Source organism: Desulfovectis peckii (assembly GCF_055391705.1).
On the sequence record NZ_AP042409.1, the window covers coordinates 610,396 to 636,082 of the forward strand.

The window sequence follows — 25,687 nt, forward strand, 5'->3', positions numbered from 1 at the left end:
AATTTAATTTTTGCTAAGACAGGTAGTCTTTGCGAAAAAATTCTGCTATTATTATATACAGAATAAAAATAGGCGGGTGATAAAAGTGCCAATTGAATTAAATGAAACTAACTTTGAAGAAGAGGTATTAAAATCTGACGTGCCGGTGCTGGTTGACTTTTGGGCTAATTGGTGCGGGCCATGCCGTAGCATTGCTCCGATATTAGAACAGTTAGCCGAAGAATACGCCGGTAAAGTAAAAATCTGTAAAGTTAACGTCGACTTTAACCAAGCACTGGCTAAGCAGTATCAAGTAATGAGTATTCCTAACCTAGTATTCTTTAAGGACGGCAAAAAAGTGGAACAAATTGTTGGCTTTACTCCCAAACCGGAAATCGCTAAACGACTTGATGCTTTGCTTTAAAAATTAGGTCAAGCTTGAAGGTATTTCAAGCTTGACCTTTTTATTTTGTGCATTACATTTATTTTTATTGAAATAATATCAGCAGGAGGTGATTGAAATTGGAAATCGGGCAAAATTGGCACCGCTGGAAAAACGTATTGGGCGCAGCAACCCAACTTGCCGAGCGCATTGGCATATCGGATGAAACCATTGAAGATACTGCCACTAAAATCGGCAATTTCTTAGCCAATACATTTGACCCGGCCAATGACGAACAGCGACTGCTGAAAGAACTGTGGGAAAACGCCACAGAAAAAGAAAAACACGAGCTTGCTTCCATGATCACTAAAATGAGTCAGCGCGACCGCTGAGCAAAACAAAGAACCGTCAGACTGTGTGAAAACCTCATAAAATCCACAAAACCATGGCACCTTCTGGTAGAATGATAAATAAAGGGAGGTGCCATTATGGCATATATAAAGGGAGAAGATCGCAACCAACTTACATTGTTTCCCAATAGTATTGATGAATATATAAGTGACGATAATCCGGTACGAGTAATAGAGGCTTTTGTAGAAAGCCTTGATATGATAGAGTTAGGCTTCACACACGCCCAAACCCATTCAATCGGTAGACCCCCTTATGACCCGCGGGATCTGCTCAAACTTTACCTTTATGGTTATCTAAATGGTATTCGCTCTTCACGCAAGTTAGAAGCTGAAGCCCATAGAAATCTGGAAGTAATCTGGCTGCTCTCCAATCTTAAGCCCGATTTTAAAACCATAGCTGACTTTAGAAAAGATAACAAGAAAGCTCTTCAAAAAGTCTTTAAGCAGTTCAACCTTCTCTGCAGAGAATGGGAATTATTCGGCCAAAACGTAGTAGCTATCGATGGTTCCAAATTCAGAGCAAGCAATTCCAAAAAAAATAATTACAATAAAAAGAAACTAAATAGACTGCTCAAACACATAGATCAAAAGATAAACGACTACCTAAATGAGCTGGACAAAGGGGACCGGTGTGAAGAAGATACCCACAAACCTACCGCTGAAGAAATTGCCCAGCGTATAAGAGAACTCAAAGAGCGCAAAGAAGATTATGAAAAGAAACTGCAGACTATTGAACAAACTGATGTTACAGAAATATCTACAGTTGACCCAGACGCCAGACAAATGTCAGTCAATAACAACGGTACAAACATCTGCTACAATGTCCAAACTGCCGTTGATGGAAAGCACTCCATGATAGTAGATTACGATGTCATAAACAATCCCACGGATCATGGACAGTTAAGCCAAATGGCTAAACGGGCTCAAGAAATACTAAATAAAAGGGAACTACATATTCTGGCCGATAAAGGATATTATTCTGCAGCAGAATTAAAGGAATGTGAAAAAGCCGGATTAAAAACCTACGTGGCTAAGCAAAAATTCTCCAATGCAACGGAAGATACAGATTTCTATGCAGACAAATTTACTTATGATAAGGAACATGATTATTACATATGCCCTGCCGGGCAAACTTTGCTACCTGCCGGTTATCGTAAATCTAAAGGGAAAACAATCGGGCGAAATTATCGAAACTACAATGCTTGCCAAGCTTGCAAACTTAAGGACCGCTGTACTAAATCAGTACGTGGAAGAACGATAACCCGACATATTGACCAAGACCTTCTTGATAAAGTAGACCAACGAACACGTGAGAACAAAGAACTATATTTAAAAAGGCAAATGATAGTTGAACATCCCTTTGGTACTATCAAGGGTATCTGGGGTTTTGGTCACTTTATTACGCGCGGCCTGGAATCTGTAAAAACAGAGTCAGGTCTAGCTTTTCTTGCCTACAATTTGAAAAGAGCAATAAATATCCTGGGTGTTAAGGAATTTGTAAGGAGGTTACAGGAAGCATAGAGGAGGTTACCTCCTTTGGTTTCATTTTAATTACCAAAATCCGGGAATAATGAACGGCAGTGTGAATTTATAAGCAAAAACATGCTCGTTATTTACACAGTCTGCCGTCCCCTGTTTCGGAGGGCTGTTCTCAAATTTCGCCTATACAAGATTGCTTCTTTTTAAAATCTGCAAAATATCTGCCTCATTTGGCCGACGGGGGCATTTAACGATGTTTTTACTCTGCAGTGTTTGTTGTGCATATAATTTTTGTTCTTCGTCAGAGAGTTTAATATCCACCTTCTGCATTAATTTGTTTAACAGCGAACCCAATGCGGCAATATCATTACAACCAAATGCTTTTACAATCTGCTCAACCCGCTGCGGGCTGCCTTCAGCCATAAACTCTAAAGAAGCCTGCAATAACACCCCGTTAGCCAAACCGTGCGGCAACCCTTTATAATAAGTTAACGGATACCCCAAAGAGTGAATAAAATTAGTGCCGGTTTGAGCAATAACGACTCCGGCCAGCATTGAAGCGTAAAGCAACTTTTCCCGCTCATTGAGGGTAATATTTTCGGCATCAATATTTTGCAGCACCGAACCGATAATGGCAATACTCTCTAAAGCCAGCAAATCAGAATATATTGAAGCCGTGGTATTAATAAAGCCCTCAATGCTGTGAGCCAAGGCGTCTATCGCCGTGTTAACGGTTACTTCCCACGGCAGGTTTATCGTATAGCGGGCATCCATCAAGGCCAGTGCCGGGAACAAATCATCGCCGCCAATAGACCTTTTGGTTTTTGCCCAAGGTACGGTAAGCACCGCATAAGGGGTAACTTCACTGCCCGTTCCTGCGGTGGTAGGCACGGCCACAACCGGCAGCGGGCGGTTTGTCCACTTGCGGGCCATTAAATCTTCTTCACTGAGATCATTCACCGCTAATATGGCAATGGCCTTAGCGGCATCCATCGGTGAACCGCCGCCGATACCAATGACAAACTGCGCACCCCAATCTTTAGCTAACTGCGCTCCCTGATAAACAGTAGCTAAACTTGGGTTTTGCTCTACCCGATCAAACAGCCGGTAACTTATGCCTTCTTTTGTTAAAGCATTTTGCACATCCTTTAAAGACCCATTTCTTTTGGCTGAACTGCCGCCGGTAACAATTAACGCCTTCTTACCCAAAGAAGACAACTGATTACTGTGTTCATTAATGCAGCCGCTGCCAAAAAAAATCTTGGTTGGACATCGAAATTTAAATTGCAATCAAACCCCTCCTTATATAAAAACAGCACCGATACTATTTTATACCAACAAAACACAAATGCAACGACCGGCTCTTATTGGGCAATTGTAGGGGCAAATATACGACAACACCCCCGCTTACAAAAAGCACAGCGAATAAACCCAATAGTTTCTACCTAAATAACAATGTTAAATCAAAAAGCTTATTGTCGATAAATCAAATAATATTAGATTATACGGTAAATACCATCAAATTTTTTCGATAATTATATTCAGAAAATTACAAGCAATTAGGAGGATTTTCCTAATAGATGTAGAATTTAAGGCATATCTGGAAAAACAAAGCAAAAGGTAGCACTATTAAGTGGCCAAAGCAAGAAAACCGCATATTTTTTTACCTAACCCGTAATTTATTTTTTATTATTACGGTTTTTTTCCACTATAAGGTAATGAAAAAGTAAACAACTTTCTTTTCAGCAACGGGGTGATTTTTTGGCAATTCAAGATACATTTCAAGCAACCGAAAAACAGCAAAGATGTATTTGCAACAAATTACTGTGTGTAATTAAAGAAGATACTATCGAAATTAAGTGTAATAAATGTAAACGAATGATGCAAATAAAAACTAAAGGTATAGAAAGTGTAGAAGTAAAATAAAACCGGCACAAAAAAGAACAAATTAACAAAAAGTAAAGCCCAAAGAGGCAATACGAGTGTGCAAATGCAAAAAATGCGTACGCACTTGTATTGCCTTTTTTAATGAAAATTTAAGGAGGTGCAAGTTAGTTATTAAACCCAATTTACTGTCCGGTAACAAGCATCAAGCAACCGAAAAACAACAAAGATGTTCTTGCAACAAACTGTTGTGTGTGATTAAAGAAGATACCATCGAAATTAAGTGCAATAAATGTAAGCGGATAATGCAAATAAAAACCAAAGGCATAGAAAGCGTAGAAGTAAAGTAAGACTGGTACAAAAAACAAGTTAATAACCAAAAAGTAAAGCCCAAAGAGGCAATACAAGTGTGTGCAAATGCAAGAAAAATTGCAAATGCACTTGTATTGCCTTTTTTAATAAAAGACTTTAAAGAAGTGACAAATTAACCTATTAAACCCAATCTACAATTGTTTTAATCATTTTATTTAAAAAGTCTGAGGGAGGGAGAAAGTTGAAAGCAAAGCTTAAAGTATCGATTGCCTTAATGCTTGCAGTGTGTATGCTTTTAACTTTTGCCGGGCCTAGCTTTGCCCAGCCAACTGATATTCAAGGGCACTGGGCAGAAAGCCAAATAAACAAGTGGGTAAACCAAGGCTTGGCTAAAGGCTACACTGACGGAACATTTAAACCCAATAACAGTATAACCAGAGCAGAGTTTATTACCTTAGTAAACCGTGCTTTAGGTTATACCGAAACGGCGGAAATTAACTTTAGTGATGTTTCACCAACTGATTGGTATGCCGGTGAAATTGCCAAAGCTAAAGCCGCCGGCTATGTCTCAGGTTACCAGGACGGTACAATAAAACCCAATAGCCAAATTAGCAGGCAAGAAGTGGCCTCAATGTTGGCCAGAATCTTAAAGCTGGAAGCAGATAACCCGAATATAGTAAACAGCTTTAAAGACGCGCAAGCCATACCGCAGTGGAGCAAAGGCTCAATTGCCGCGGTAGTTGAAAAAGGCTATATGGGCGGCTACCCTGACCAAACCTTTAAAGCAACCAGATCAATTACCCGGGCGGAAGCAATTGTTACCTTAGACCGGGCAGTTCAGCCAAGTGCAGTTCAACCTGTAGAACCGGCTGAAATTAACTACGATAAAGCCGGCACCTACGGACCGGCAAGCGGTACTGAAACTATCGAAGGTGACGTTACCATTAGTGCTTCTGGTGTTACCTTACAAAACCTAGTTATTACCGGTGACTTACTCTTAGCTGAAAGTATAGGCGATGGGGACGTAACCCTGAAAAACATTACTGTTAAAGGTGAAACCATTATTAAAGGCGGCGGCAAAAACAGTGTCGAGTTAGTTGACTGTGATCTGCCGAGTATCACTGTTGATAAAGACGGGGTAAGAATAGTTGCCAAAGGCAAAACCTCAGTAAAAATAGTTAAACTGGAATCTGGGGCAACCTTGGTAGAACTAAGCATTAGCGGCCCCGGCTTTGAAAATGTAACCGTTACCCAAGAGGTACCGAAAGATGCAAAAATCTCACTCTCCGGTGACTTTACAAACATAGAAGTAGCAGCTGCTGAGGTAAAAGTTTCCTTAGAAAAAGGCAGCATTAAAGACCTAACCGTTACCAAAGACGCTGAAGACGCAGAAATTAATCTGGCTAAAAACACCAAAGTAGAAGAAATGACCATAGACGCCAAGATAACCATCAAAGGTAAAGGTGAAATTGACACCGCCAATGTAAATGCTGATGGTGTAAAATCAGAAATTGAGCCGAAAGAAACACAAGGCAAGGAAATTAGTGAAGAAAGAAGAACCACCGGCGGTGGCGGTGGTGGCGGTGGTGGTGACAGTGATAGTGATAGTAAGGTTGAGGTAACTGCTATTAAAGTGACAGGTGTTGCTAATGTCGGAGAAACATTGACGGCTGAAGTAACGCCATCTGGAGCAAAGGTTAATTATCAGTGGATGAGTAGCGGCAGTAAAGATGGCACATACACCAACATTAAAGGAGCAACAAATAAGACTTATACGCTTACTGAGGCCGATGCAGGTAAATGGATTAAAGTAAAAGCAACAGGAACAGGCAACTATAAAGGAACGGTAGAAAGTAAGCCGGTGGGGCCGGTAAAAGAATTTAACGTAATCTCTAATATCTTGGAAGCCGAATTTGAAGTAACTAAGTAATTTGGCCCAACTATTTATGACAATATAATGCCATAAATAACAATGAGCAATAAGCGCGGACATGCACCCAACTTAAGTCCACAGAGGCAAATGAAGGGGATGCCCGAGTAATTCGGGTATTCCCTTTTTGCGTTACTAACTACAACAGGCAATAAATATATGTTGGGAAAGGGGTGAAGTTGAAAAAACAGAGGTGTTTAAGTAAAAGATGTTGGTTAGTTGTTGAGAATTAAAAAAGGCAAAACCTGTCGAAAGGCGAGAACGCAAAGCTAAAGAGCCTTTCGGAAACTAATGGCAGCTTGGTTGCCAACTAATTGAGAAGATCAAAGTGAACAGGGAGGTTATAAAGTGAAGAAGAGAATTTCAATAGTATTTGCACTTACTTTAGCATTTTTGCTGGTAATGACATCAGCGGCAATGGCAGAAACCGGACTCCCCGATGGAGTTAATGGAAAGGTAATTTCTAATGTGCTAGAAGGTTCAATTACTGTAGGTGAAGAACCAAGTGAAGAAAAAGAAGTAGCTAATATAGACGAGTTAAAGACAGCGCTAACAGATGATAATGTAAAGACAATCAATATTACAGGTGATATTTCAAGTATTACCGAAACAATATTAGTAGACAGATCAGTAACAATTAAAGGTAATAACAAAACTTTGTCATTCACGGATGCTTTAAATGAAGGAGCTAACGGAAAAAGAAACGGGTTACTTGTTACAGCAGACGGTGTGACAATTGAAAACTTAAATATTAAAATGACAGCAGAAACAGGGTGGCAAGGTGTTTACGGCATCCAAGTATATGGAGCAACTAATGTAACTATTAATGGTTACACAGGTAGCGGCGGAGACGCAGCTTTGCTGGTTAACGGTTCAACAGTAACCTTAAACGGAACTATCAATGTAAGCGACAACGAATTTGGTGGTATTGAAGTATCTGGTGATACATTAGGAATAGGTAATTTATCATTGGATGTAAATAATGCAACTATAGAAAACACTTCAGAAGCTCCTGGCAAGCCAACAATCTGGGAAGATAAAGTAAGTGGACATGTTAAAGGAATAGATGAGTATCACCCCATTAGAGTTTTAAAATATGATAATGATGGAAATCCAACACAATCACAAGTACAATACTACAAGGACAAAGCAAATTCACAATTTATTGAGTTAAAATGGGTAGAAAAACCTGATAGTACTACTGATAGTACTTTTGAGGTTTCAGTAAGTGCAAAAAATAATGTTGCTGGTGTAGCAATTCCAAACGTTCTCTATATTATAGATGTACAAGGTGGTAACTTTGAAGCCGTTGAGCTTGTAAATGGTGAGGAAAAACAGAAGCTTGGCGAAGGTGATGGTTACTGGTATTGGGGCAATCTAAATGGTGGATTTACCTTTGATTTTAGAGAAGCAACAACAACTTTCAAGGTAACTGCTGAAGAAAATGGTAAATACAATGTTAAGATTTATGCTGTACAGCTAGAAAAATAAAATCTTCATCGAGGGAAATCCCTAATTAATCGTAACAACGAAAGAAACTGAAAGAAAGAAAGGTCACCTAAATGCAGGTGACCTTTCACTTTATGGCACACCTGCCACGGGGACGTTCCTTATGGCAGGTGAACTGCCATAAGGAAAGCCCCATGAGGCTCTTTTTTTATACCATCTTCTTCCATGCTATAATGTTAACATATTGAGTTTTTAGTTTTGAAGCTTTTTATAAAGCCAAACTCTACAACAACTTTGGAGGTAATTTCATGATTTCTCATCTGCAGGCAATGCAAATAGAAGTCAGCGCAGTGTGCAATCTAAAGTGTACTTTTTGCCCTACCACTTACATAAAATCGGCTCGGGAACCCCGGTTTTTCCCGCTCGAACTTTATAAAGATTTAATTCCATATTTCCCTAATACCAACTGGGTTTATTTGCAGGGCTGGGGCGAGCCTTTTCTGCACCCGGACCTGTGGACTATGGTTGCCTTGGCGAAAAAAACCGGGGCCAAGGTGGGGCTAACCACCAACGGCAGCTATTTTGATGATCAAAATCTGGCCCGGCTTTTTGAAGGGGGCGCCTCTGGCCTGGATCTGGTTTCCATTTCCATTGCCGGTGCCACACCCGAAACGCACAACAAGATACGGGTGGGCTCGGATTTAAAGGCCATATTTGCGGCCGTGCGGGATCTCATTGAGGCTAAGAAGCAACATAAAAGTGTGTTACCCATCGTTAAGTTTTCATACATGCTGACTAAGCAATCAATTGCCGAACTGCCTGCCGCAGTGGCTGCCGCGGCTAATTTGGGTGTAGATGAGCTTTACACCACAAATCTGGATTATGTTTTTGACGCCCGGGCAGATCAGAGCAAAGTGTTTGCCTACCAGGAAGAACCGGACCCAGCCCATTTGAAATATATATCTGAAGCGGAGAAAGTGGCGCGGGATAGGGGGTTCCCCTTTCGCAGTTATCCGTTGCATATAAAAACTGAACTTGCGGTTTGCGATTTAAACCCCAATGAATTTGTTTATATCACCGCCAACGGCGATGTGACCCCCTGTACCTACTTGGGTCTGCCAAATAACCCGCGCTACTTTAAAGGAAAGGCCACTGATGTTCCTAAAAAGGTTTTTGGCAATCTCGCGGAGGCTTCCTTTGAAGAGATCTGGAAGCGGGATGACTATGTTCGCTTCCGCGAACCCTTTGCTGCCCGCAAGGCCGCCTACGATGCCATGCTCTCTAACTGGCTGTATCACATCTCCGACTTCACCAAAACCAGATTTGCCGAGCGCAAATACCGGGATGCCCTAAAGAATAACCCGGTTTCCCCGGAATGCGCCACCTGTTATAAACTATATGGTGCCTAGACCGGCCACGGGGACGTTCCTTTTGGCTGGTGGTTTTCTGCCAAAAGGAGCGTCTCCATGGAGCCCATGGGTGCCGGTTTGACGCTTACAACAACGTCTTTGAAGGTGTTTAACATCCCTCATCTGCAGACTTCACAAATAAAAGTCAGCACGGTATGTATTACGATGTGTATTTTTTGCCCTACCACCTGTATTAAACCACAACCAACCCTCATTGTGCGATCGCTAAATGAAGGAACGAGCCCTAAACACCCCGTGGCAAGTGCCCATAGCGGCTTGATAAATAACTTACAAAAAATACATATAATTAGAAGGGTTTTCCTTATAGTTGAAGAATTTAGATAATATTGACATTGGAAAAACAAGTCATTGCATCATTTTTAAGAAGATTTAGATAATTTACAATCTCTGTAGATGTTTGTTTTACGGCTTTTACTGATTTAGGTAATGACAAAATATTGATTACATAATAACTTTCTTCCAAGACCGGGTGATTTTTTGGTACTTGCCAATGAGAGCGGAGTTTTTGGTGTTGTTATTCTTTGCTTTAAGATGCTTTATATAAGTGAAGAAAGAGCTGGAAAGGGATTACCCTCAGCACCCCTTGGGAGAAATCAAGCTCTTTAAAGGCAATGGTTTGTTTTTTTACCGGAATTGGGGGTTATTTCTGAACGCTCTTTAGCTATCTGCTGAAGGTCATGTATTAGCACTTGGTGTAAGGGTGCTTTTTTCTTGCCTACGTTGTGTCAAAGCAAAACGATTTTTCTCTAAAAACCAGTTATTTTGTTGAAAAAAGTTTATTATATCTCAGAATAAAAATAGGCAATAGCAGGTTGGAATTGCATATCAGCTTGGAATGTGCTTTATCATTGTATAATCAATACCGGCGCTGGCCGGCTATTGGGGGATTACAAATGAAAGGCAAAAAAAATACTTCTCTAAAGCACCGGATATTTAATGTGGTTTTTCTGGTAGGTATTTTTATGTCATTTTCATGTAGTTTAATTAATTATCTTTTGGATTTTGGAACAGTAGAAACATTAATAACCTTAACTTGTGGCGTTATTACTGTAGGGTTATATATAGCCTTCAAAATCAGCAAGAATTATGAGCTACTGTCATTGATAGTAGTTATTTTGTTAAGTTTTGTTTTTTTTTCCAACCATATGGCTCGTTACCGGGGGGACTTACGCCAGCATTCCATATTATATAATTATAAATGCCGGGATAATTGCCTTATTGCTTGATGGATTAAAGAGAAAAGTAATCTTTTTCCTTTTCGCTTTAGTTGTTGGTGTTTTAATAATTGTTGAGTATCATAGGCCTGATTTAGTGACAGTATATGATTCCCAGTTAGTTAGATATATAGATTTATCTTTTGGCTTGTTTATTTGTTTGATTTCTATCGTAGTTTTAATTGCTGTTCTTATAGATAGCTATATAGAGGAGCTCGAAAAATCTGAGCAATACCTGGCCGCCCTTGAGGAAAAAAATAAAGAGATAGAAGCTAAAAACAGGATGTTGGAAAAAAGAAATGCTGAGTATATGCAGGCTAAAGAAAGAGCGGAAGAATTGAATAGGCTGTTGTATGAAGAAAAACAAAAGCTGCAAAAGCTGTCAATAACAGATTATTTAACAGGAGCTTTTAATCAAAGGTTTATTACTTCTCGCTTAAAGGAAGAGATTGAGGCGTCGCGTAAAAAACAGAAAAAACTGACTGTTGCCATGGTAGATATTGATAACTTTAAAATTATAAATGATACCTACGGGCACTTGTATGGAGATTATGTCATAAAGAGGGTAGTTAAGACAATAAAAAGTAACCTGAGGAAAAATGACATAATAGGGCGTTATGGAGGCGATGAGTTTTTAATTATTTTGCCTGACACCGACAAGGAAGAAGGACACGCCATGATGGAGCGTGTGCGCCAAAAGATACTGGAGTTGGAATGGGAAAGTGATTTAGTAGTAACGATTAGCGGTGGTGTTATAGAAGTAGATAGTGACGAGTCAACCGGTTTATTAAAGAAGGTTGATCGGCTATTATATAGAGCTAAACATAAAAACAAAAACCTGATAGAAAAAGAGGCCAGCGGTTAGTGGAGGTGCCTACAGCCATGGGGACGGTTCTTTTGACCGGTTGCAGTGCTTCGAAAGTGCAGCTTATCATTCGAACTGGATCGTTTTACTTAATTGATTTAACCCATACTAACCATAGCAAGGAACTATAACCTGCCTCGTAGGGAAGCAGCGATTTAGTGCTTTCTCACGGGGCGCTTTCTTTTTCTTGGCATCATGAGTTAAATTTTTCTTGTAAAAAAATTGATGCGAGATTATAATCTAATTAACCAATTAGTTAAATTAACCAAATGGTTAAGTTGGGTGGCGTGCAGGGAGTGAAGCTAATATATAAAAAACCATCAGTAGAAAAATATTTTAGTAACTTTGCTCTAATGAGTACGAAATTAGGGAAAGATTTAACCAGAACTATCAAGAAGCGATGTGATCAATTAGAGGCGGCAGCTAATTTTAGCATATATCTAAGTACCGGGCTTGGAAAACCTCACTCATTAAGCGGAAATCTAAAGGGCTGTTATGGGATTAGTATTAGCGGTAACATTAGGCTTATTGTTAGGCCGGATGCAGAAAGCTTAGATCCTGCTTCTTTAACGAAATGTGATTCAGTAATCATAGAGGGGGTGATGGATTATCATGGTCAAAAACAAGAATGGCTTATCCCGTGAATTTATTATTCACCCTGGAGAAACCTTAAAAGAAATTCTTGAAGATCGAGGCATGAGTCAAAAAGAATTAGCCATAAGAACTGATGTGACAGAAGCGTATGTCAGTAGTGTGGTCAATTGTCAAAAAGCTATATCAGTTAGGTTTGCCAAAAAGTTGGAATATGCTTTAGGTATCGATGCTAGTTTTTGGATTAATCTGCAAGCTAATTATGATAAGGAACTTTCGGATTTTGAAGAGCTCAATGAAATTTCAGGCGAGGAGTTTGAGATTTTAAAAAGGTTAAATAGCATTGTAAAGCACCTTAAACAAATAGGCTTCTTAGAACAGGGAGCTTACGGACCAATACTTGTCATTCAACTAAGGAAACTATTAAATGTCAGCAGCTTAGTACGTATACCTGAAGTTTCCCAAGCAGGTGCCTATCGTTTGGCTAAAGATACTAGCGTTGATCCGTACGTTTTATTCACCTGGCTTAGGATGTGTGACTTGATAGTAAAGGAACAGCAAGTTAAACAGCAATTGGATATTGATAAATTAAAAGATAAAATTCCTCTGATAAAAGAACTGATGTTTGAAGATGTGGCTGCTATACAACCTCGCCTAAAAGATTATTTGGCTGAGTGTGGAATTAAATTTTCCATTGTTAAACATTTCAGGGGTGCACCTGTTCAAGGGGTGATTAAAAAGAACGATGACGGCACCTTAAATTTACTTATGACTACGAGACGCAAATTTGCAGATATATTTTGGTTCACATTTTTCCATGAGATTGGGCACATCATAAACGGAGATATTGAGGATAAGTTGATTGACTACGAATTTGCAAAAGGTGAGATAGAGGATAGGGCGGACAAATTTGCCGCAAATACTTTAATTGATCCGACAGAGTATGATAATTTTGTGAGAAAAGAAGATTTTTCTTTGCCAAGCATCAGAAAGTTTTGTGCTACTCAGGGTATTCCCACCTATATCCTAATAGGCAGGCTTCAACGAGATAAGCATCTAAAATACCACCAATATTCAACAGAAAAGATCAAGTATGAACTGTGAGTTTGAAACCTTAAGCAGAGGCTTTGTTTATATGTAGGACCGCCACGGGGACGTACCTTTTGGCCGGTTGCTGTGCTTAGAAAATGGCGGGTTAAAGGAACATATCCTCTGTGTTGAAAACTCTGCTCCCTCGTTATATATTTTGTTTTAGGGGGTAGATGGCGGTATGAAATACAAAAACCCTAGATATAGAAAGAGACGAAACACCTTTCCGCTTGAAGTTTCTTGTGGTAATTGTAAAACACCTATGGTAATATACGCAAAAGGGGGAAAGGGGAATTTAATAAAGCTACAACTTCCTAGAATTATAGAATCTGAAGTGAATCTTGAAGAACACGAAGGTAATTTAGTGTGTTCTAACTGTAAAGAAGAGCTTGCAAAGAAAGGCAAATACAACGGAAATGTAACTTATTGGATTATTAGGGGAAAGGTCAATAGCAGAAGATTAAATAACTATCGATAATACCCCTGCCATGGGGACGGTGCTTATGGCAGGTTGTGGTACTTCTCTCACCGGCCACAAGGAACGTCCCCGTGGCAGGCAAAAGAAGCGTGGTGCCTCAAAACACCACGCTATTCTTTGTTTACTGGGGTTTTGTCCCAAAGCTTCTTATTTTTAAGCTTCTTCAGATTTCGGGGTGGGTGCAGCTGCCTCTTCTGTTTTTTCCTCTTCGCTTTCTGTTTCAAGCACAGGTGCAACTACAGTTACTATGACTTGCTCGGGATCCGTTAAGATAGTTACTCCTGAAGGTGCTACCAAATCCCCAACCTTTTTCATATCTCCGATTTCTAAATCACTTACATCAACATCAATATCTTCAGGAATATCTGTGGGCAAACATTCAATTTCAACTTCACGAATACCAAACTGCAGAACACCGCCTTGAGTAACCCCTTTGGGTTTTCCGGTAATTACTAAAGGAATAACCGTTCTCAACTTTTCAGTCAACGAAACCTCGTACAAATCCAAATGAATTACTTTTTGGTTAATTGGGTGCCTTTGGTATTCACGAATCAAAACAGTATGTTCACTTTCTCCGTCCACAACCGCCTTAATAATATGGGTGGAATCCAGGTTTATTTTTCTTAACTCTTTTTCGGAAATTGAAACTGTTAAATTTTTGATATTGCTTCCATAAAGGACTCCGGGTATAAAACCTTTTTTGCGAAGACGATTTACCGTACCTTTACCTACTTCTTGACGTTTTTTAACAGCTATTGTAGGTATTTGCACGTTATCATCCTCCCCCTAGAAAACAATATCGTATTTTGACAGTTCCTTAAAATATATTCTAATTATTAGTGAAAAATCCTTCTTTTTGAAAGCTGTCAAGGGCGACCTGTAATTCTGCAATCAAAGAGTTAACGCTGTTTGACACCGCCTAAGGGTTATAATAAACTATCGCTGGGGTGGCGTTTTATTTCATGAGGCACACCTGGCAGGCCCCCTGGAGGAAGGTGATTGTTTGTTTTATAAAAACCCCTATTACCGGAAGGTTAAAGGTAGTCATACTTTACTTATCCGCTGTGGCTACTGCAAAACCGATATAGCTGTGTATCAAAAAGTAGGCAAAGGCGGTTTATTGAGAATGCATCTAGACAGAATTGTTAAAAGCTCCGTTGACCTGTCCGATAAACCGGGAGCATTATTTTGCCCCAATTGCAGTAAGCAGCTGGGTACAAAAGTTTATTTAAAAAGCAAAAATAAAGATGTATATATAATGTCAAGGGGTGCATTTAATACCAAAGTGCTATGATAAACGGGCTCAAACCCGGCCACAAGGAAGGTCACCATGGCAGGTGATGTGGCACAAAAGGAAAACCTGCCACAAGAAACATTCCTGTGGCAGGTTTGTGGGTGCTACTTGTTTACATAACTTTTGCTCAGTAGTTTTAGTCCGCCCAATGAGTAGCGATATTTTATGGGTATTAAGTCTTTTAGTAACACGGCAGCGGTACCTTTAAGTTTAAAGCCTTTTATTTTACCCAACCCTTTTTTGCTGCCAATGGAAATCAGCGTACCCAGCACTGCCGGGCGGTAAACTTTTTTGTTTTTACCGCTGATGTCGGCGTAAATGTTGTAGGCGCATATCTCACCCTGCTGTAGGGCGGCTTGAGCGGTAGGTATTACCGGACAGCCGGTTTGGGGGTTTTTCGCCGAGGCGCTGTCGCCAACCACATAAATGTTTGGGTCGTCAACGTATTGCAGGTACTGGTTAACCGGCACCCGGCCCCTGGCGTCTGTTTTAAAGTTAGACTTGGCTAATACCCGGTTACCGCGAACGCCGCCTGCCCACAGTAAGGTGCGATATTTAATTTTCTTTCCGGAACTTAAATAAACGGTATCTGCGGTTACTTTTTTGATCAGTTCACCGGTGTGCACTTCCACACCCATTTGCTGCAGGGTTTCTTTGGTATAATCAGCCATGTCGGTGGGCATTCCCGGCAGCAGCTCAGGGGCTCCTTCTATTAAAATTATTTTGTAGTCAGATTGTTTTAACCCATATTGATCCTTAATTTTTTGCAGCTTTTCTGCCAGCTCGCCGGCAAATTCCACCCCGGTAAAACCGCCGCCGCCAATCACGAAAGTTAACATTCTTTTTCTTTCTTTGCCGGGCGGCATTTGGGCTGCTTGGTTTAATATATTCTCGATTTCACGGCGAATTTTGCCGGCACTGTGCAAACTGCGCAGACTGACGCTGTGTTCCTTTAATCCTTCAATATTAAAGTATTCCGGTTCGCTGCCCAAAGCAACCACTAAATATTTAAAGGGAACTTTTATTTCCCCGTGATTTACCACTACTATTTTATTTTCTAAATCGATATCGTCAACCCAACCTTTAATAAATCTAACAGCGGTGTTTTTTAAAATTTCATCTAACGGCACCTTTAGTTGATATTCTTTTGAGCTGCCGACAGCATGTTCGTGCAGCTGGGTCATAAACATATGAAAGTTATGTTTGTTGATTAACATCAGCTGATATTGGCTGCTGTGGCCCAAATATTGATTTAACCGCTGAGTAACTTTCAGCCCTCCGTAACCGGCTCCCAATACCACGATGTTTTGTTTAGCCACTTTTCTGCCTCCTTACTAAACCAGCTACTAGGGACATTTTCGCGGAAGCTCCTACCAGCCACAAGGAACGTCCCCGCGGCAGGTTTTCCGTGGATGCTACTAGCCGTAACTGTGTAAGCCGGGCATAAAAATTGTTACGCCAAACAGGGTAAAGATAACCGCTGCAAAGCCAACTACCGCCATCCAAGCCGCTCTTCTGCCCCGCCAGCCGGGGGTGAAGCGGGCATGCAGGTAAAGAGCATAGATAATCCAGGTTATCAGTGCCCAAGTTTCTTTGGGATCCCAGCTCCAATAGCGACCCCACACTTGTTCGGCCCAAACAGCACCGGTAATTAACACCAGGGTCATAAACGGAAAACCAAAAGCAACCGCGCGATACAGTAAGTTATCCAGCCTATCTAATGCCGGCAGGCACAGTGAGCTTTTGCCGCTACCCTGCCGGCCACAAGGAACGTCCCCGTGGCCGGTCATTCTGGCCTTTAATAGGTAGAGCACGGCCAGGCAAAAAGATACCGCAAAGGCGCCATAAGCAAGCACTGCTACCGCAACATGAATATGCAGCCAGTAGCTCTGCAGCGCCGGCATCAGCGGACGGATTCCGCTGTTTAAGGCAGATGCATAGGCTAACAGCACAATGGTTATCGGCAGTACCAACAGTCCTAACAAGGGAATTTTAAACCGTGCTTGCACAAACAGATAAATTAAAGCAATACCCCAAGCAAATAACAGGATAAATTCCTGCATGGTGGCAAAAGGAAGGCGGTTTGCTGCTAATGAGTGCATGGTTAAGGCAGTGGTGTGTACCGCAAAGGATACCGCCGCTGTCCAGTAAGCCAGCCTGCCCAAAAAATCGCGGTTAATCCAAGGGACAATTAAATATAGCAAACTGCTGATTACATAACCGCTAAATGCCAGAGTTATTAAGTTTACCCCCCAGTTGTAGTACATGTAAAAGCCCCCCTTTTAACTTTTGCAAACCCATAGCCTTAGTATTATGCCTACTGTAGTTAATACAAAGCCTGCCATTACTATCGGAACGCCGTGATCCTGCTTTACTTCTAAGCCGGTAAAGGGTTTTACGGCGGTAAATTGAACGGTACCGCAGGGAAGCTCTATTTTTTCATTAAGCTCTGCCCGGCCTAAAAAAGGCTGATTATTCCCCCAGTGCAGGCTGTAAAGCACGCTGTTATCTGCCGCCGTCATGTCGCTGCTTGCCGGAATTGCTTTCATTAAGTAATGATCGTCAAGGGCCAGTGCTTTGCCGGCGGATATTTTAAACTCTTTAGTCTTTCCTTCATTGGTAACTTTGCCCTGCATTAACCAGCCGTAATTTGCTTGATATACTTTTGTACCTTGAAAATTTAACGGGTGGTTTACTTTAATTTCTTCCCTGTGCAGCTCTTGGCCGTCTTTCAATACCGTAAGAACAGAGCGGTATTGTTTTGGTTGAGGCGGCTCGAATGCCTCATTTTGCGGGTAATAGTCAATTTCAAAATTATCTACCCGCAAATCAAAGGGATAACCATGAGCAGACGTCTGAACAATCCCGTTTACCGGCACCTCAAAGTAGTGGCTTTTGCCGAAAAAGCCGCTCACTAAGCCGCCGACAATTACCGCTACCAGCCCTAAGTGCAGCAGGGCGGAGCAAGCCCGCCACCAATTTAGTTGCGGCAAATTTTTAATGCACCGCCGATAAGTGCAGGCGCTGAGATTTAGCAACAGCGTCAGCACTGCGGCAATAAACCAGCTACTTTTATACACGGCGGTAAGCCCCACATAGAACATAAATGAACCCAAGGCATGACCGTAGGCATCTTGATAGTAAATCAGCGGTTGCCCTTGGGGTATTAACGATCCGCAAATGCCGGCCACCGCCACAATAATCAGCAGCGCAATACCCAAATGCAATGAAGCTAAAAAGTTCATTATAAAGTGCAGTATGCTTCTGCTTTCTTTTTTCAAACGGGTAATCTCTCCTTGGTGTTTTTTTAAAAACAGCTATCGGTAAACCGATAATTGCTTTCTAAAAGCACTGCCGTTTTATAAGCTTATGTTTTCACCGTAGATTAGCAATTATACTAGAGGCTGCATTAAGCGGATAATTTTGCTGTATAATAGAAGTGTTTACAAGGAACCAGCCACCGGCCACAAGGAACGTCCCCGTGGCAGGTGGAAAGGAGGTTTATTTATGTATCACAATTTAGCTCCCTATTATGATTACATTTTTCCGGCCGGAGAAAAACAACTGCAGTTTTTTCAGGAAGAATTTGAACGGCAGGGGGTAAAGTCAGTACTGGATTTAGCCTGCGGCACCGGCAATTATAGTTTGCAGTTTGCTCGCTGGGGGCTGGATGTAGTCGGAATAGACTATGAGGAAGAAATGATTAAATATGCTAAGCAAAAGGCGGCCCGGCAAAATATAGATAATGTAAAATTTATGGTGGGGGATATGAGAAGTTTGCCGGATATGCCACCCTTTGATGCAGTAATTTGTATCGGCAATTCTCTGGTGCATTTGCTGACCGATGAAGATTTAAGTGCGGGTTTAAAAGAAATGTATAGATTATGTAAAGCGGGCGGTTTGTTAGTCATTCAAATTCTCAATTACAATTATATTTTAGATCAAAAGGTTACTAAATTGCCGGATATTCGCCATCAAGAAAAAGCTTTGCTTTTTACCCGGCAATATCAATTTCGGGATGACGGTTTAATTAACTTTATTACTTCGTTAACCATAAATACCGGGGATCAACAAAAGACACTGGATACCGGCAGTGTAAAGCTGCGCCCGTTGCGTCCGCAGCAGCTGGCAGGCTTTTTAGAACAAGCCGGCTTTGGCGACTTGCATTTCTATGCCGGTTTTACCCGCAAACCGGTGGATGACCAAAGCATGCCGTTGGTGGTTAAAGCATATAAGAAATAGGTGAAAAAATGGATACCGTTAAGTATTTAAAAGGCTGCCCTTTGTTTGCGGATTTAGATGAAAGTTATTTGGCCGAAATAGCCCACCTGGTAAGAGACCGCCAATATGCCAAAGGCAGTTTGGTATTTATTGAGGGAGAACCCGGCGAGGCGATATATATCCTTAAAAAAGGTTTGGTAAAGCTTACCAAGCGCACCGAGGACGGGCGGGAACATATTTTGCGTTTTATCTACCCCGGCGAAGTTTTTGCCGAAGTAGTGATATTTGATAACGGCGAGTATCCCGCTACTGCGGAAGTGCAAAAAAATTCGCTAATCGGTGTCATCAGAAATGCAGATATGAAGCAGTTAATTGCCAACAATCCCGATATTGCCGTGGCCATGCTGAGCATTATGGCCAAGCGGCTGCGCATTGCTCAAGAAAGGGCAATGAATTTGGCGTTAAATGATGTGCGGCGCAGATTAGTATTTCTGCTGCTGGAAATGGCGGCGGAATACGGCAAGCCGGCGAAAGAAGGTATTACTATTGATATGGCTTTAACCAATCAAGAATTGGCCAGTATGATTGGCACGTCAAGGGAATCGGCCAACAGAATAATCAGTGATTTAAAAAAATCCGGCTTAATTGACGTCAACCGCCGGCAAATCATCATTAAAGACCGGCAAAAGCTGCGGAATTTAATGTAACTTTGCGCTATAAGGGGCGAGGTTCCATCCCCGCCCGATTTCGTAAATGTGAGGTTTTAGCAGTGATATTTAATTCAGCAGCTTAATTCATATGTAGGGACGGCCTTGGCCGTTCCGCTAAATTGAACTAGCGGCACGGCCAAGACCGGGCCCTACGAATTATCAGCAATGTTGCTTTCAACCGTATGGTCAGGTAAGCATGCCTGCCCGTCTACCATCAATGCAAACGTTTCAACCCTTATATACCCTACCCGTGAATCAATGCCGGCAGGCATCTGGTGCATACCCACACACTTTCGCCTTCTTTGCGGCAGGGCAGCAGCGGGCGATCCATTTCAGTGTTACCGCAGTTAAAGCATTTTTGCACTTCAATACGCACCTGCTCTTTTTGCTGCAGATGTTTTTTTACCGCTTCCTCCGAAAACTCTTCCGCTTCTCTGGTTTCCAATGTTAAAGCGCCGGTAGGGCAAACGCCGATGCAAAAACCTGCCCCGTCACACAATTCATCACGAATTACTTTTGCTTTGCCGTTGACAATTTCAATGGCTCCTTCTGCACAGGGGCTGACACATTTACCGCATCCGTTACATTTCTCTTCATCAATTTTTATAATTTGTCTTTTTACTTTTGCCATGTTGTTCACTCCTTAAATTATTTTCCTAACTACCGTTAATATTAGCGCCTTATTTACCGATATTGTAATGATCAAGATCACTATTATAAATGATCGAGATCACAAATGTAAGATATAATAGAGGATAACCGACAATTATAGCAAATATTTTAAAAAAGGTATCCTTTAATCCAACGGAGGCGGTTAATTTTGAAGGAAAAATCACCCGTTTGGAAATGCGAAGGCTGTCCGGTGCGCAAGCTGACTATTGTATGTGATTTAAAAGGCGACGATTTACTGGAATTTCAAAGCCAAGTACAAAAACATAGAATGAAGGCCGGGCAATTAATTTATGCGGAAGGTGATGAATGCCACGGCCTGTATATCATTATGCACGGCCGGGTGAAGTTGTATTACGAAAGTATGGATGGGAAAGAACAAATTCTGGATATTATCGGCCCGGGCTCGGTATTCGGTGCGGTTTCATTAAACGTTAACAGCAGGTGTGATGTCAGTGCCGAAGCTTATGAGGACGGAGTATACTGCCAAATACCGTTAGATTATTATCATCATTTAGTGCAGACCAAACCGCAAGTGGCCATTAGGCTGTTAACGGTACTGGAATCTAAATTGGCCATGTCGCGAAAAACCATTCGTGATTTATCACTAAAAAGGGCACGGCACAGAGTAGCTTCGGTAATTTTAAGACTGGCGAAGGAGGAAGGTATCCGTACCGCCGACGGTATTGAAATAAAACTGCCGATTACGGTGCAAACCCTGGCTTATATGAGCGGTTTAACCCAAGAAACGGCTTCCCGGGTGATCAGTGAATTTCGCAAAGAAAAACTGCTGACTTTAAAAAAGAAAGCATTAACAATTTTAGACATAGAAGAATTAAACGCCATAGCGGAAACGGATTAAAAAACAGGTGGGAAATTTATGTCGTTCAAAGATACCGAGACGGTTACTCTTAAATTTTCATCCGGTGAAATTGACGAAAAAACACTGCGAAAAATTGGCTTGGTGATGAAAAAGTACCATATCCCGCTGGCCAAGGTAAGGGGCAGGGGCTCGATGACGCTGGCCGGAATTAAGAAAGCGGATCTGGCAGCCGTCAGAAAGGAATTAGGTTTATCTGCCGCTGAACAGACTCAAAAACCATTAACTATTAATTTCTGTATGGCTGAAAACTGCTTGTTGGCCTTGGCTGATTGTAAAAGCTTAACGGCAAAACTGGAAAAAGAGTTAGATATGGCCTTGCCCCGCAAAGTAAAGGTAGCCGTATCCGGCTGTTCCCACTGCTGCATGCAGTCGATGCTGCGGGATATCGGCTTTATTGCCACAGCTCATGGTTGGACTTTAACGGTTGGCGGCAGTACCGGCGGCTTAAAACCGCGGGTGGCCAATGTAGCCGGCCAAAAGCTAACGGAAGAGCAGGCGGTAAAACTGGCCAAAAAGCTTATGCAAGTATATGCCGAACATGCCAAGCCACGGGAAAGAATCGGCAGCACAATAGACAGAATTGGCTGGAATACCTTTAAAAACAGGGCAGGTTGCTAAGCCGGCTGTTGCACTGTAGTTGTTAAATTTCTTTTATGTTTTTGGAAAAATCTCCTTAACTGTTAAATAGATCACAGTTTTAGTTTTTAACCTATGTTATATTTAACCCAGTTAAATAAATATTAACTGGGGTCATCGGTATTATAAAAAATTGCTGTGGTGAAAAACTATTACCATACTAAAGTTAAGGAGAGTGATTTACATGAAAATTACTAAAGACATGACCATGGGATACATCGTAAAAGCGTTTCCGCAAACTATAGAGGTTTTTAAAAAGAAAGGGATGGGTTGCATCAGCTGCCCTACCGCGCAGTTAGAAAGTTTGGAAAAGGGTGCGGCCCTGCACGGCATTGATGTTAATGATTTGCTCAAGGAGCTAAACGAAGCGGTTAAATAGTATATCGGGAGCGATTGGGATGACTCTGGTTGGTTTGATGAATTGGCTGCACTACCTTGGCTTTGTTACTTGGATAGGCGGCATGATTTTTATGATGCTGGTGCTTACACCGGCAGTGGGGGCAAAAGGAATACCGCCGCAGTTTTTGAGGCTAATGGGCATTGAACGCTTCCGTTATTTTGCCTGGGGAAGCATGGTGTTGCTTATAGTCAGTGGCATTTACCGTTTGTTTCCCCGGCTTTATTATCAGGGCTGGGAATTGTTTAGCCAAACTCGCTACGGGCAGTTAATGACATTGAAATTATTTTTAGTACTGGTAATGGTTGTTATTACTATTATAGTGAGCGGCTATATGGCTAAACGCATTCCGGCAATGGCTCCCCCGCCGGGTGAGCAGCCCTCTAAAGAGTTAATGCGAATGCAAAAGCAGTTTGTTGTTTTATCAAATGCCAGTTTAATCTTAGGCATTACCATACTTTTTATCATGTCAATTATCAGATAACAAACTATAAGTTTAGATATTTTTAGCGCAGAGTTATTGTCTAAATTTAATAAAAAGATTATTATAAAGTGGTACAAGCAGTTAAAAGGCGGTGATACGGTGCGACCGGTAATTAACCATGAAACTTGCATAGGCTGCGGAAACTGCCACAATGTTTGCCCGGCTGAACCTAACGTGTTTGAAATTGATGAGCATGACTGTCAGGTAGTTAATCCCCAAGCCTGTACCGGCTGTTTAGAATGTGAAGTAAACTGCCCTACCAGTTCTATTTTTATGCTGGATGAATAGACAACTAATTAAAAGCTGAATACCTGCAAATCAATTTAAAAGCGTCCAAACAGGTGGGCGCTTTTTTTATTATACAAGATTATTTTTTCCATGCCTGGGAACAATAAAAAAGCCAATACTTTTTTACAACAAAAAGATTGGCATAACTATTTTAATGGGAGGAGTATTTTATATGGGTAATAATCAAAGGGATATTGCCATTATCGGCATGGTTGTCGATGAACGGGCTTCGCGAGCTCCGGAAGTACAAGAGGTACTTACCCGTTACGGTCAGCAAATACTGTCCCGCAGCGGCATTTCTGCTCCCAGCAGAAACCGCGGTGTGATCACGCTGACGGTGGAAGCAACTGAACAAGAAAGACAAGAAATAGAACAAAGTTTGCAACAGATTCACGGTGTTGAGGTGCGCACAGTGAGTTTTGATGTACCTGCGGACAGCTTTCATTAATCTTGACGGTTATTTTATAGCGTAATTATCCAATAAAGTATCATTCCCATTAGAAAACTTATTGGCAGGGTAATTGCCCAGGTAATCAGCAGGTCGCGCACTGTTAGCCAGTTGACGGCATGGCGCCCTTTGCTCATTCCTACCCCCACAATAGAAGAAGAAATGACATGGGTGGTGCTTACCGGCAGTTTTAACAAGGTGGCTGATAAAATAATACTTGCGGAAGACATATCGGCAGCAAATCCGTTGGGCGGTTTAAGTTCGGTAATTCCCCGGCTGACAGTGCGTATTATTCGCCAACCGCCGGCAGACGTGCCCAAAGCTATGGCCGCTGCCGCGGAAACCTTTACCCACAGAGGAACGGTCATCGTTTCTAAAATTCCTGTGGCTACCAAGGCAAAGGTAATTACCCCCATAGTTTTTTGCGCGTCATTGCTGCCATGGCTGAAAGCTTGAAAAAAAGCGGTAAACACCTGCATTCTTCTAAAGGCGTTTTGCGTTCGGGTAGAATATATTGAACGCACAAAAAATTTAATCAGTGTCATTAATGTAAAACCCAAAGCGATTGCCAATATTGGGGAAAGTAATAGGGATTGAATAATTTTTAATAACCCCTGCCCATTTACCGCCGTCAATCCGGCGGCACCCGTTGCCGCCCCGGCCAGTGAACCGATTAAGGTATGGGATGAACTGCTGGGGATACCGAAAAACCAGGTGAAGAGGTTCCAGATAATACTGGACAGCAGTGCCGCCAGTATAACCGGCAAACCGTTGGGCAGCCGGGAAGGATTGGCAATTCCTTCCCCAATGGTTTGGGCTACACCGGTAAAGGCAAGGGCACCGATTAGGTTAGATACCGAGGCCAGAATAATCGCCTGCTTGGGTTTTAGAGCGCCGGTAGCAATAGGAGAGGCTACAGCATTGGCGGTATCGTGGAACCCGTTTATAAAGTCAAAGATTAACGCCAAACCGACGATTAAGATAAGTAATAAAATATTTTCCGGCATGTTGCACCCCACTGTTAGTTTACGCGGCGAACAAAATTTTATGAGGTTAAATTATTTTGCGGCTAAACATAAAAAAAGCCGGCCTGTTCAATGGTAATTTGAGCGGCAGTAGCTTCTGTTAAACGGCTGATAAGTCCCGGTACTAAAGGGGGAATAACCAGTGCCTGCAGCTTAACTTGCTGTCCATAGTCCAGTTTAATGTCTTTAGCGTCGCAATTTTCTACTTCCCGTTTTACTAAGCCCAACCATTGGTAATCCATAGTGATGATTATTTTTTGATGCCGTACCCTTTCTACAATACCCGCTTTTTCTAACCCCAGGTTGGCTGCCTGGGAGTAGGCTCTGACCAGTCCACCGGCACCTAATAAAATACCGCCATAATATCTGGTGACTACTACCGCAGTTTTAACCAGTCCTTTGCGGTTAATTACTTCTAGTACCGGTTTCCCTGCGGTGCCGCTTGGTTCACCGTCGTCACTAAAGCGCTGCTTTTGTTCGTTAATTACATAGGCAAAGACGTTGTGAGTGGCGTCTTTATGTTTTTCACTAATTAATTTAATAAATTTTTCGGCGGCTTCTTCATCTTCAACGGGTGCAACAGTAGCAATAAAGCGGGATTTCTTAATTGTAATTTCTGCTTCTGCCGGTTGCTGCAAGGTGTAATAACTGTCAGTAACCATGTAATTCATCCTCCGACACAAAACCGGTTAGCATAAAAGCTACCGGTTTGTTAATGTTTTTACTCTAATTTTTCTGTTTCATGGGCGGTATTACGGCAATGGCTTCAATTTCTACTAAAACATCTTTAGGTAAACGCGCTACCTCTACGCATGCTCTGGCCGGGGGCTCTTCGGTAAAGTATTGCGCGTAAACCTCGTTAATTTTGGCAAAGTCGTTCATATCTTTAATAAATACAGTGGTTTTAACTACGTTATTTAAATCGCCGCCGGCGGCCTGCAAAATAGCGCGCACGTTTTTCAACGCCTGATGGGTTTGGTCTTGAACGTTTTCCGGTATCGTGCCGCTGACGGGATCAACCGGTATTTGCCCGGATACAAAAACCAGCGGACCAAAGTTAATTGCCTGGGAATACGGCCCAATTGCGGCCGGTGCTTTATCGGTAGATATTACTTTGCGCTGATGCATGTTGGACTAACC

General features: G+C 41.8%; 30 protein-coding genes and 1 riboswitch. Of the genes, 21 read left to right on the forward strand and 9 right to left on the reverse strand.

Features of this window, described 5'->3' with window-relative positions; all coding sequences use genetic code 11:
• Positions 1 to 85: 85 nt before the first annotated feature.
• The 3 genes from trxA to ACZ5NG_RS03015 all read left to right on the forward strand — a co-directional run bounded on the left by trxA (position 86) and on the right by ACZ5NG_RS03015 (position 2,292).
• Positions 86 to 403, forward strand: coding sequence for a thioredoxin (gene trxA / locus ACZ5NG_RS03005; protein ID WP_464252518.1), 318 nt, complete (start codon positions 86 to 88; stop codon positions 401 to 403).
• Between the two features lie 98 nt (positions 404 to 501).
• Positions 502 to 753 carry a DUF3243 family protein gene (locus tag ACZ5NG_RS03010; protein WP_464252519.1) on the forward strand — a complete coding sequence of 84 codons (252 nt, stop codon included), beginning with the start codon at positions 502 to 504 and terminating at the stop codon, positions 751 to 753.
• A gap of 96 nt (positions 754 to 849) precedes the next feature.
• Positions 850 to 2,292: an IS1182 family transposase gene (locus ACZ5NG_RS03015; protein WP_464252474.1), complete on the forward strand. Its 1,443-nt coding sequence runs from the start codon at positions 850 to 852 to the stop codon at positions 2,290 to 2,292.
• Between the two features lie 141 nt (positions 2,293 to 2,433).
• Here ACZ5NG_RS03015 and ACZ5NG_RS03020 read toward each other — a convergent pair whose 3' ends face one another.
• On the reverse strand, positions 2,434 to 3,540 hold the full coding sequence (locus tag ACZ5NG_RS03020; RefSeq protein WP_464252520.1) for an iron-containing alcohol dehydrogenase family protein: 1,107 nt from the start codon (positions 3,538 to 3,540) through the stop codon (positions 2,434 to 2,436).
• 692 nt (positions 3,541 to 4,232) lie between these two features.
• Here ACZ5NG_RS03020 and ACZ5NG_RS03025 point away from each other — a divergent pair.
• The 9 genes from ACZ5NG_RS03025 to ACZ5NG_RS03065 all read left to right on the forward strand — a co-directional run bounded on the left by ACZ5NG_RS03025 (position 4,233) and on the right by ACZ5NG_RS03065 (position 13,492).
• Positions 4,233 to 4,484: a hypothetical protein gene (locus ACZ5NG_RS03025; RefSeq protein WP_464252521.1), complete on the forward strand. Its 252-nt coding sequence runs from the start codon at positions 4,233 to 4,235 to the stop codon at positions 4,482 to 4,484.
• A 203-nt stretch (positions 4,485 to 4,687) separates the two neighbouring features.
• On the forward strand, positions 4,688 to 6,376 hold the full coding sequence (locus ACZ5NG_RS03030; protein ID WP_464252522.1) for an S-layer homology domain-containing protein: 1,689 nt from the start codon (positions 4,688 to 4,690) through the stop codon (positions 6,374 to 6,376).
• Between the two features lie 227 nt (positions 6,377 to 6,603).
• A riboswitch (cyclic di-GMP riboswitch) is annotated at positions 6,604 to 6,687 on the forward strand.
• Positions 6,688 to 6,724: 37 nt separating this feature from the next.
• On the forward strand, positions 6,725 to 7,867 hold the full coding sequence (locus tag ACZ5NG_RS03035) for a pectate lyase-like adhesive domain-containing protein (protein WP_464252523.1): 1,143 nt from the start codon (positions 6,725 to 6,727) through the stop codon (positions 7,865 to 7,867).
• Between the two features lie 266 nt (positions 7,868 to 8,133).
• Positions 8,134 to 9,234: a radical SAM/SPASM domain-containing protein gene (locus ACZ5NG_RS03040; protein ID WP_464252524.1), complete on the forward strand. Its 1,101-nt coding sequence runs from the start codon at positions 8,134 to 8,136 to the stop codon at positions 9,232 to 9,234.
• A 914-nt stretch (positions 9,235 to 10,148) separates the two neighbouring features.
• Positions 10,149 to 10,481 carry a hypothetical protein gene (locus tag ACZ5NG_RS03045; RefSeq protein WP_464252525.1) on the forward strand — a complete coding sequence of 111 codons (333 nt, stop codon included), beginning with the start codon at positions 10,149 to 10,151 and terminating at the stop codon, positions 10,479 to 10,481.
• Positions 10,474 to 11,334: a GGDEF domain-containing protein gene (locus ACZ5NG_RS03050; RefSeq protein WP_464252526.1), complete on the forward strand. Its 861-nt coding sequence runs from the start codon at positions 10,474 to 10,476 to the stop codon at positions 11,332 to 11,334. Before ACZ5NG_RS03045 ends, ACZ5NG_RS03050 begins: the two co-directional genes overlap by 8 nt.
• 296 nt (positions 11,335 to 11,630) lie before the next feature.
• Positions 11,631 to 11,978 carry a hypothetical protein gene (locus ACZ5NG_RS03055; protein WP_464252527.1) on the forward strand — a complete coding sequence of 116 codons (348 nt, stop codon included), beginning with the start codon at positions 11,631 to 11,633 and terminating at the stop codon, positions 11,976 to 11,978.
• Entirely contained in the window at positions 11,947 to 13,029 is a 1,083-nt protein-coding gene (locus tag ACZ5NG_RS03060) for a HigA family addiction module antitoxin (protein WP_464252528.1), read from the forward strand. The genes ACZ5NG_RS03055 and ACZ5NG_RS03060 overlap by 32 nt, the downstream gene beginning before the upstream one ends.
• A 166-nt stretch (positions 13,030 to 13,195) precedes the next feature.
• On the forward strand, positions 13,196 to 13,492 hold the full coding sequence (locus tag ACZ5NG_RS03065; RefSeq protein WP_464252529.1) for a hypothetical protein: 297 nt from the start codon (positions 13,196 to 13,198) through the stop codon (positions 13,490 to 13,492).
• A gap of 153 nt (positions 13,493 to 13,645) precedes the next feature.
• Here the strand turns inward: ACZ5NG_RS03065 and ACZ5NG_RS03070 are convergent, their stop codons facing one another.
• The gene (locus tag ACZ5NG_RS03070) at positions 13,646 to 14,263 is read right to left on the reverse strand and encodes a 50S ribosomal protein L25 (RefSeq protein ID WP_464252530.1); all 618 of its coding nucleotides are present in this window, start codon (positions 14,261 to 14,263) and stop codon (positions 13,646 to 13,648) included.
• Between the two features lie 232 nt (positions 14,264 to 14,495).
• On the opposite strand from ACZ5NG_RS03070, the gene ACZ5NG_RS03075 reads away from it, so the two are divergent.
• Positions 14,496 to 14,786 carry a hypothetical protein gene (locus ACZ5NG_RS03075; RefSeq protein ID WP_464252531.1) on the forward strand — a complete coding sequence of 97 codons (291 nt, stop codon included), beginning with the start codon at positions 14,496 to 14,498 and terminating at the stop codon, positions 14,784 to 14,786.
• Positions 14,787 to 14,890: 104 nt separating this feature from the next.
• On the opposite strand, the gene ACZ5NG_RS03080 is transcribed toward ACZ5NG_RS03075, so the two are convergent.
• The 3 genes from ACZ5NG_RS03080 to ACZ5NG_RS03090 form a co-directional block, all read right to left on the reverse strand.
• Entirely contained in the window at positions 14,891 to 16,105 is a 1,215-nt protein-coding gene (locus tag ACZ5NG_RS03080; protein WP_464252532.1) for an NAD(P)/FAD-dependent oxidoreductase, read from the reverse strand.
• A gap of 99 nt (positions 16,106 to 16,204) precedes the next feature.
• Positions 16,205 to 17,053 (reverse strand): c-type cytochrome biogenesis protein CcsB, encoded by an 849-nt coding sequence (ccsB, locus tag ACZ5NG_RS03085; protein WP_464252533.1) that lies wholly within the window; start codon positions 17,051 to 17,053, stop codon positions 16,205 to 16,207.
• Between the two features lie 15 nt (positions 17,054 to 17,068).
• Positions 17,069 to 18,067, reverse strand: a complete 999-nt coding sequence (locus ACZ5NG_RS03090) for a cytochrome c biogenesis ResB family protein (protein WP_464252534.1) — start codon at positions 18,065 to 18,067, stop codon at positions 17,069 to 17,071.
• 226 nt (positions 18,068 to 18,293) lie between these two features.
• Here ACZ5NG_RS03090 and ACZ5NG_RS03095 point away from each other — a divergent pair, with 226 nt between their 5' ends.
• A complete protein-coding gene (locus ACZ5NG_RS03095; protein ID WP_464252535.1) occupies positions 18,294 to 19,028 on the forward strand; it encodes a class I SAM-dependent methyltransferase in 735 nt (244 codons plus the stop codon).
• Positions 19,029 to 19,036: 8 nt separating this feature from the next.
• Positions 19,037 to 19,714 (forward strand): Crp/Fnr family transcriptional regulator, encoded by a 678-nt coding sequence (locus tag ACZ5NG_RS03100; RefSeq protein WP_464252536.1) that lies wholly within the window; start codon positions 19,037 to 19,039, stop codon positions 19,712 to 19,714.
• A gap of 247 nt (positions 19,715 to 19,961) precedes the next feature.
• On the opposite strand, the gene ACZ5NG_RS03105 is transcribed toward ACZ5NG_RS03100, so the two are convergent.
• Positions 19,962 to 20,348, reverse strand: coding sequence for an ATP-binding protein (locus ACZ5NG_RS03105; RefSeq protein ID WP_464252537.1), 387 nt, complete (start codon positions 20,346 to 20,348; stop codon positions 19,962 to 19,964).
• Positions 20,349 to 20,537: 189 nt separating this feature from the next.
• Here ACZ5NG_RS03105 and ACZ5NG_RS03110 point away from each other — a divergent pair, with 189 nt between their 5' ends.
• The 6 genes from ACZ5NG_RS03110 (at position 20,538) to ACZ5NG_RS03135 (ending at position 23,522) form a co-directional block, all read left to right on the forward strand.
• Entirely contained in the window at positions 20,538 to 21,248 is a 711-nt protein-coding gene (locus tag ACZ5NG_RS03110) for a Crp/Fnr family transcriptional regulator (protein ID WP_464252538.1), read from the forward strand.
• 18 nt (positions 21,249 to 21,266) lie between these two features.
• Positions 21,267 to 21,887, forward strand: a complete 621-nt coding sequence (locus tag ACZ5NG_RS03115) for a hypothetical protein (protein ID WP_464252539.1) — start codon at positions 21,267 to 21,269, stop codon at positions 21,885 to 21,887.
• 202 nt (positions 21,888 to 22,089) lie between these two features.
• Positions 22,090 to 22,284, forward strand: a complete 195-nt coding sequence (locus ACZ5NG_RS03120; RefSeq protein ID WP_464252540.1) for a DUF1858 domain-containing protein — start codon at positions 22,090 to 22,092, stop codon at positions 22,282 to 22,284.
• A 19-nt stretch (positions 22,285 to 22,303) separates the two neighbouring features.
• Entirely contained in the window at positions 22,304 to 22,786 is a 483-nt protein-coding gene (locus ACZ5NG_RS03125) for a CopD family protein (protein ID WP_464252541.1), read from the forward strand.
• Positions 22,787 to 22,885: 99 nt separating this feature from the next.
• The gene (locus ACZ5NG_RS03130; RefSeq protein WP_464252542.1) at positions 22,886 to 23,074 is read left to right on the forward strand and encodes a 4Fe-4S binding protein; all 189 of its coding nucleotides are present in this window, start codon (positions 22,886 to 22,888) and stop codon (positions 23,072 to 23,074) included.
• Between the two features lie 172 nt (positions 23,075 to 23,246).
• Complete coding sequence (locus ACZ5NG_RS03135; protein ID WP_464252543.1) at positions 23,247 to 23,522, forward strand: hypothetical protein; 276 nt, start codon at positions 23,247 to 23,249, stop codon at positions 23,520 to 23,522.
• 14 nt (positions 23,523 to 23,536) lie between these two features.
• Here the strand turns inward: ACZ5NG_RS03135 and ACZ5NG_RS03140 are convergent, their stop codons facing one another.
• The 3 genes from ACZ5NG_RS03140 to ACZ5NG_RS03150 all read right to left on the reverse strand — a co-directional run bounded on the left by ACZ5NG_RS03140 (position 23,537) and on the right by ACZ5NG_RS03150 (position 25,675).
• Entirely contained in the window at positions 23,537 to 24,529 is a 993-nt protein-coding gene (locus ACZ5NG_RS03140; RefSeq protein WP_464252544.1) for an anion permease, read from the reverse strand.
• Positions 24,530 to 24,591: 62 nt separating this feature from the next.
• A complete protein-coding gene (locus ACZ5NG_RS03145) occupies positions 24,592 to 25,218 on the reverse strand; it encodes a YigZ family protein (RefSeq protein ID WP_464252545.1) in 627 nt (208 codons plus the stop codon).
• A gap of 55 nt (positions 25,219 to 25,273) precedes the next feature.
• Positions 25,274 to 25,675, reverse strand: coding sequence for a RidA family protein (locus ACZ5NG_RS03150; RefSeq protein WP_464252546.1), 402 nt, complete (start codon positions 25,673 to 25,675; stop codon positions 25,274 to 25,276).
• Positions 25,676 to 25,687 lie beyond the last annotated feature (12 nt).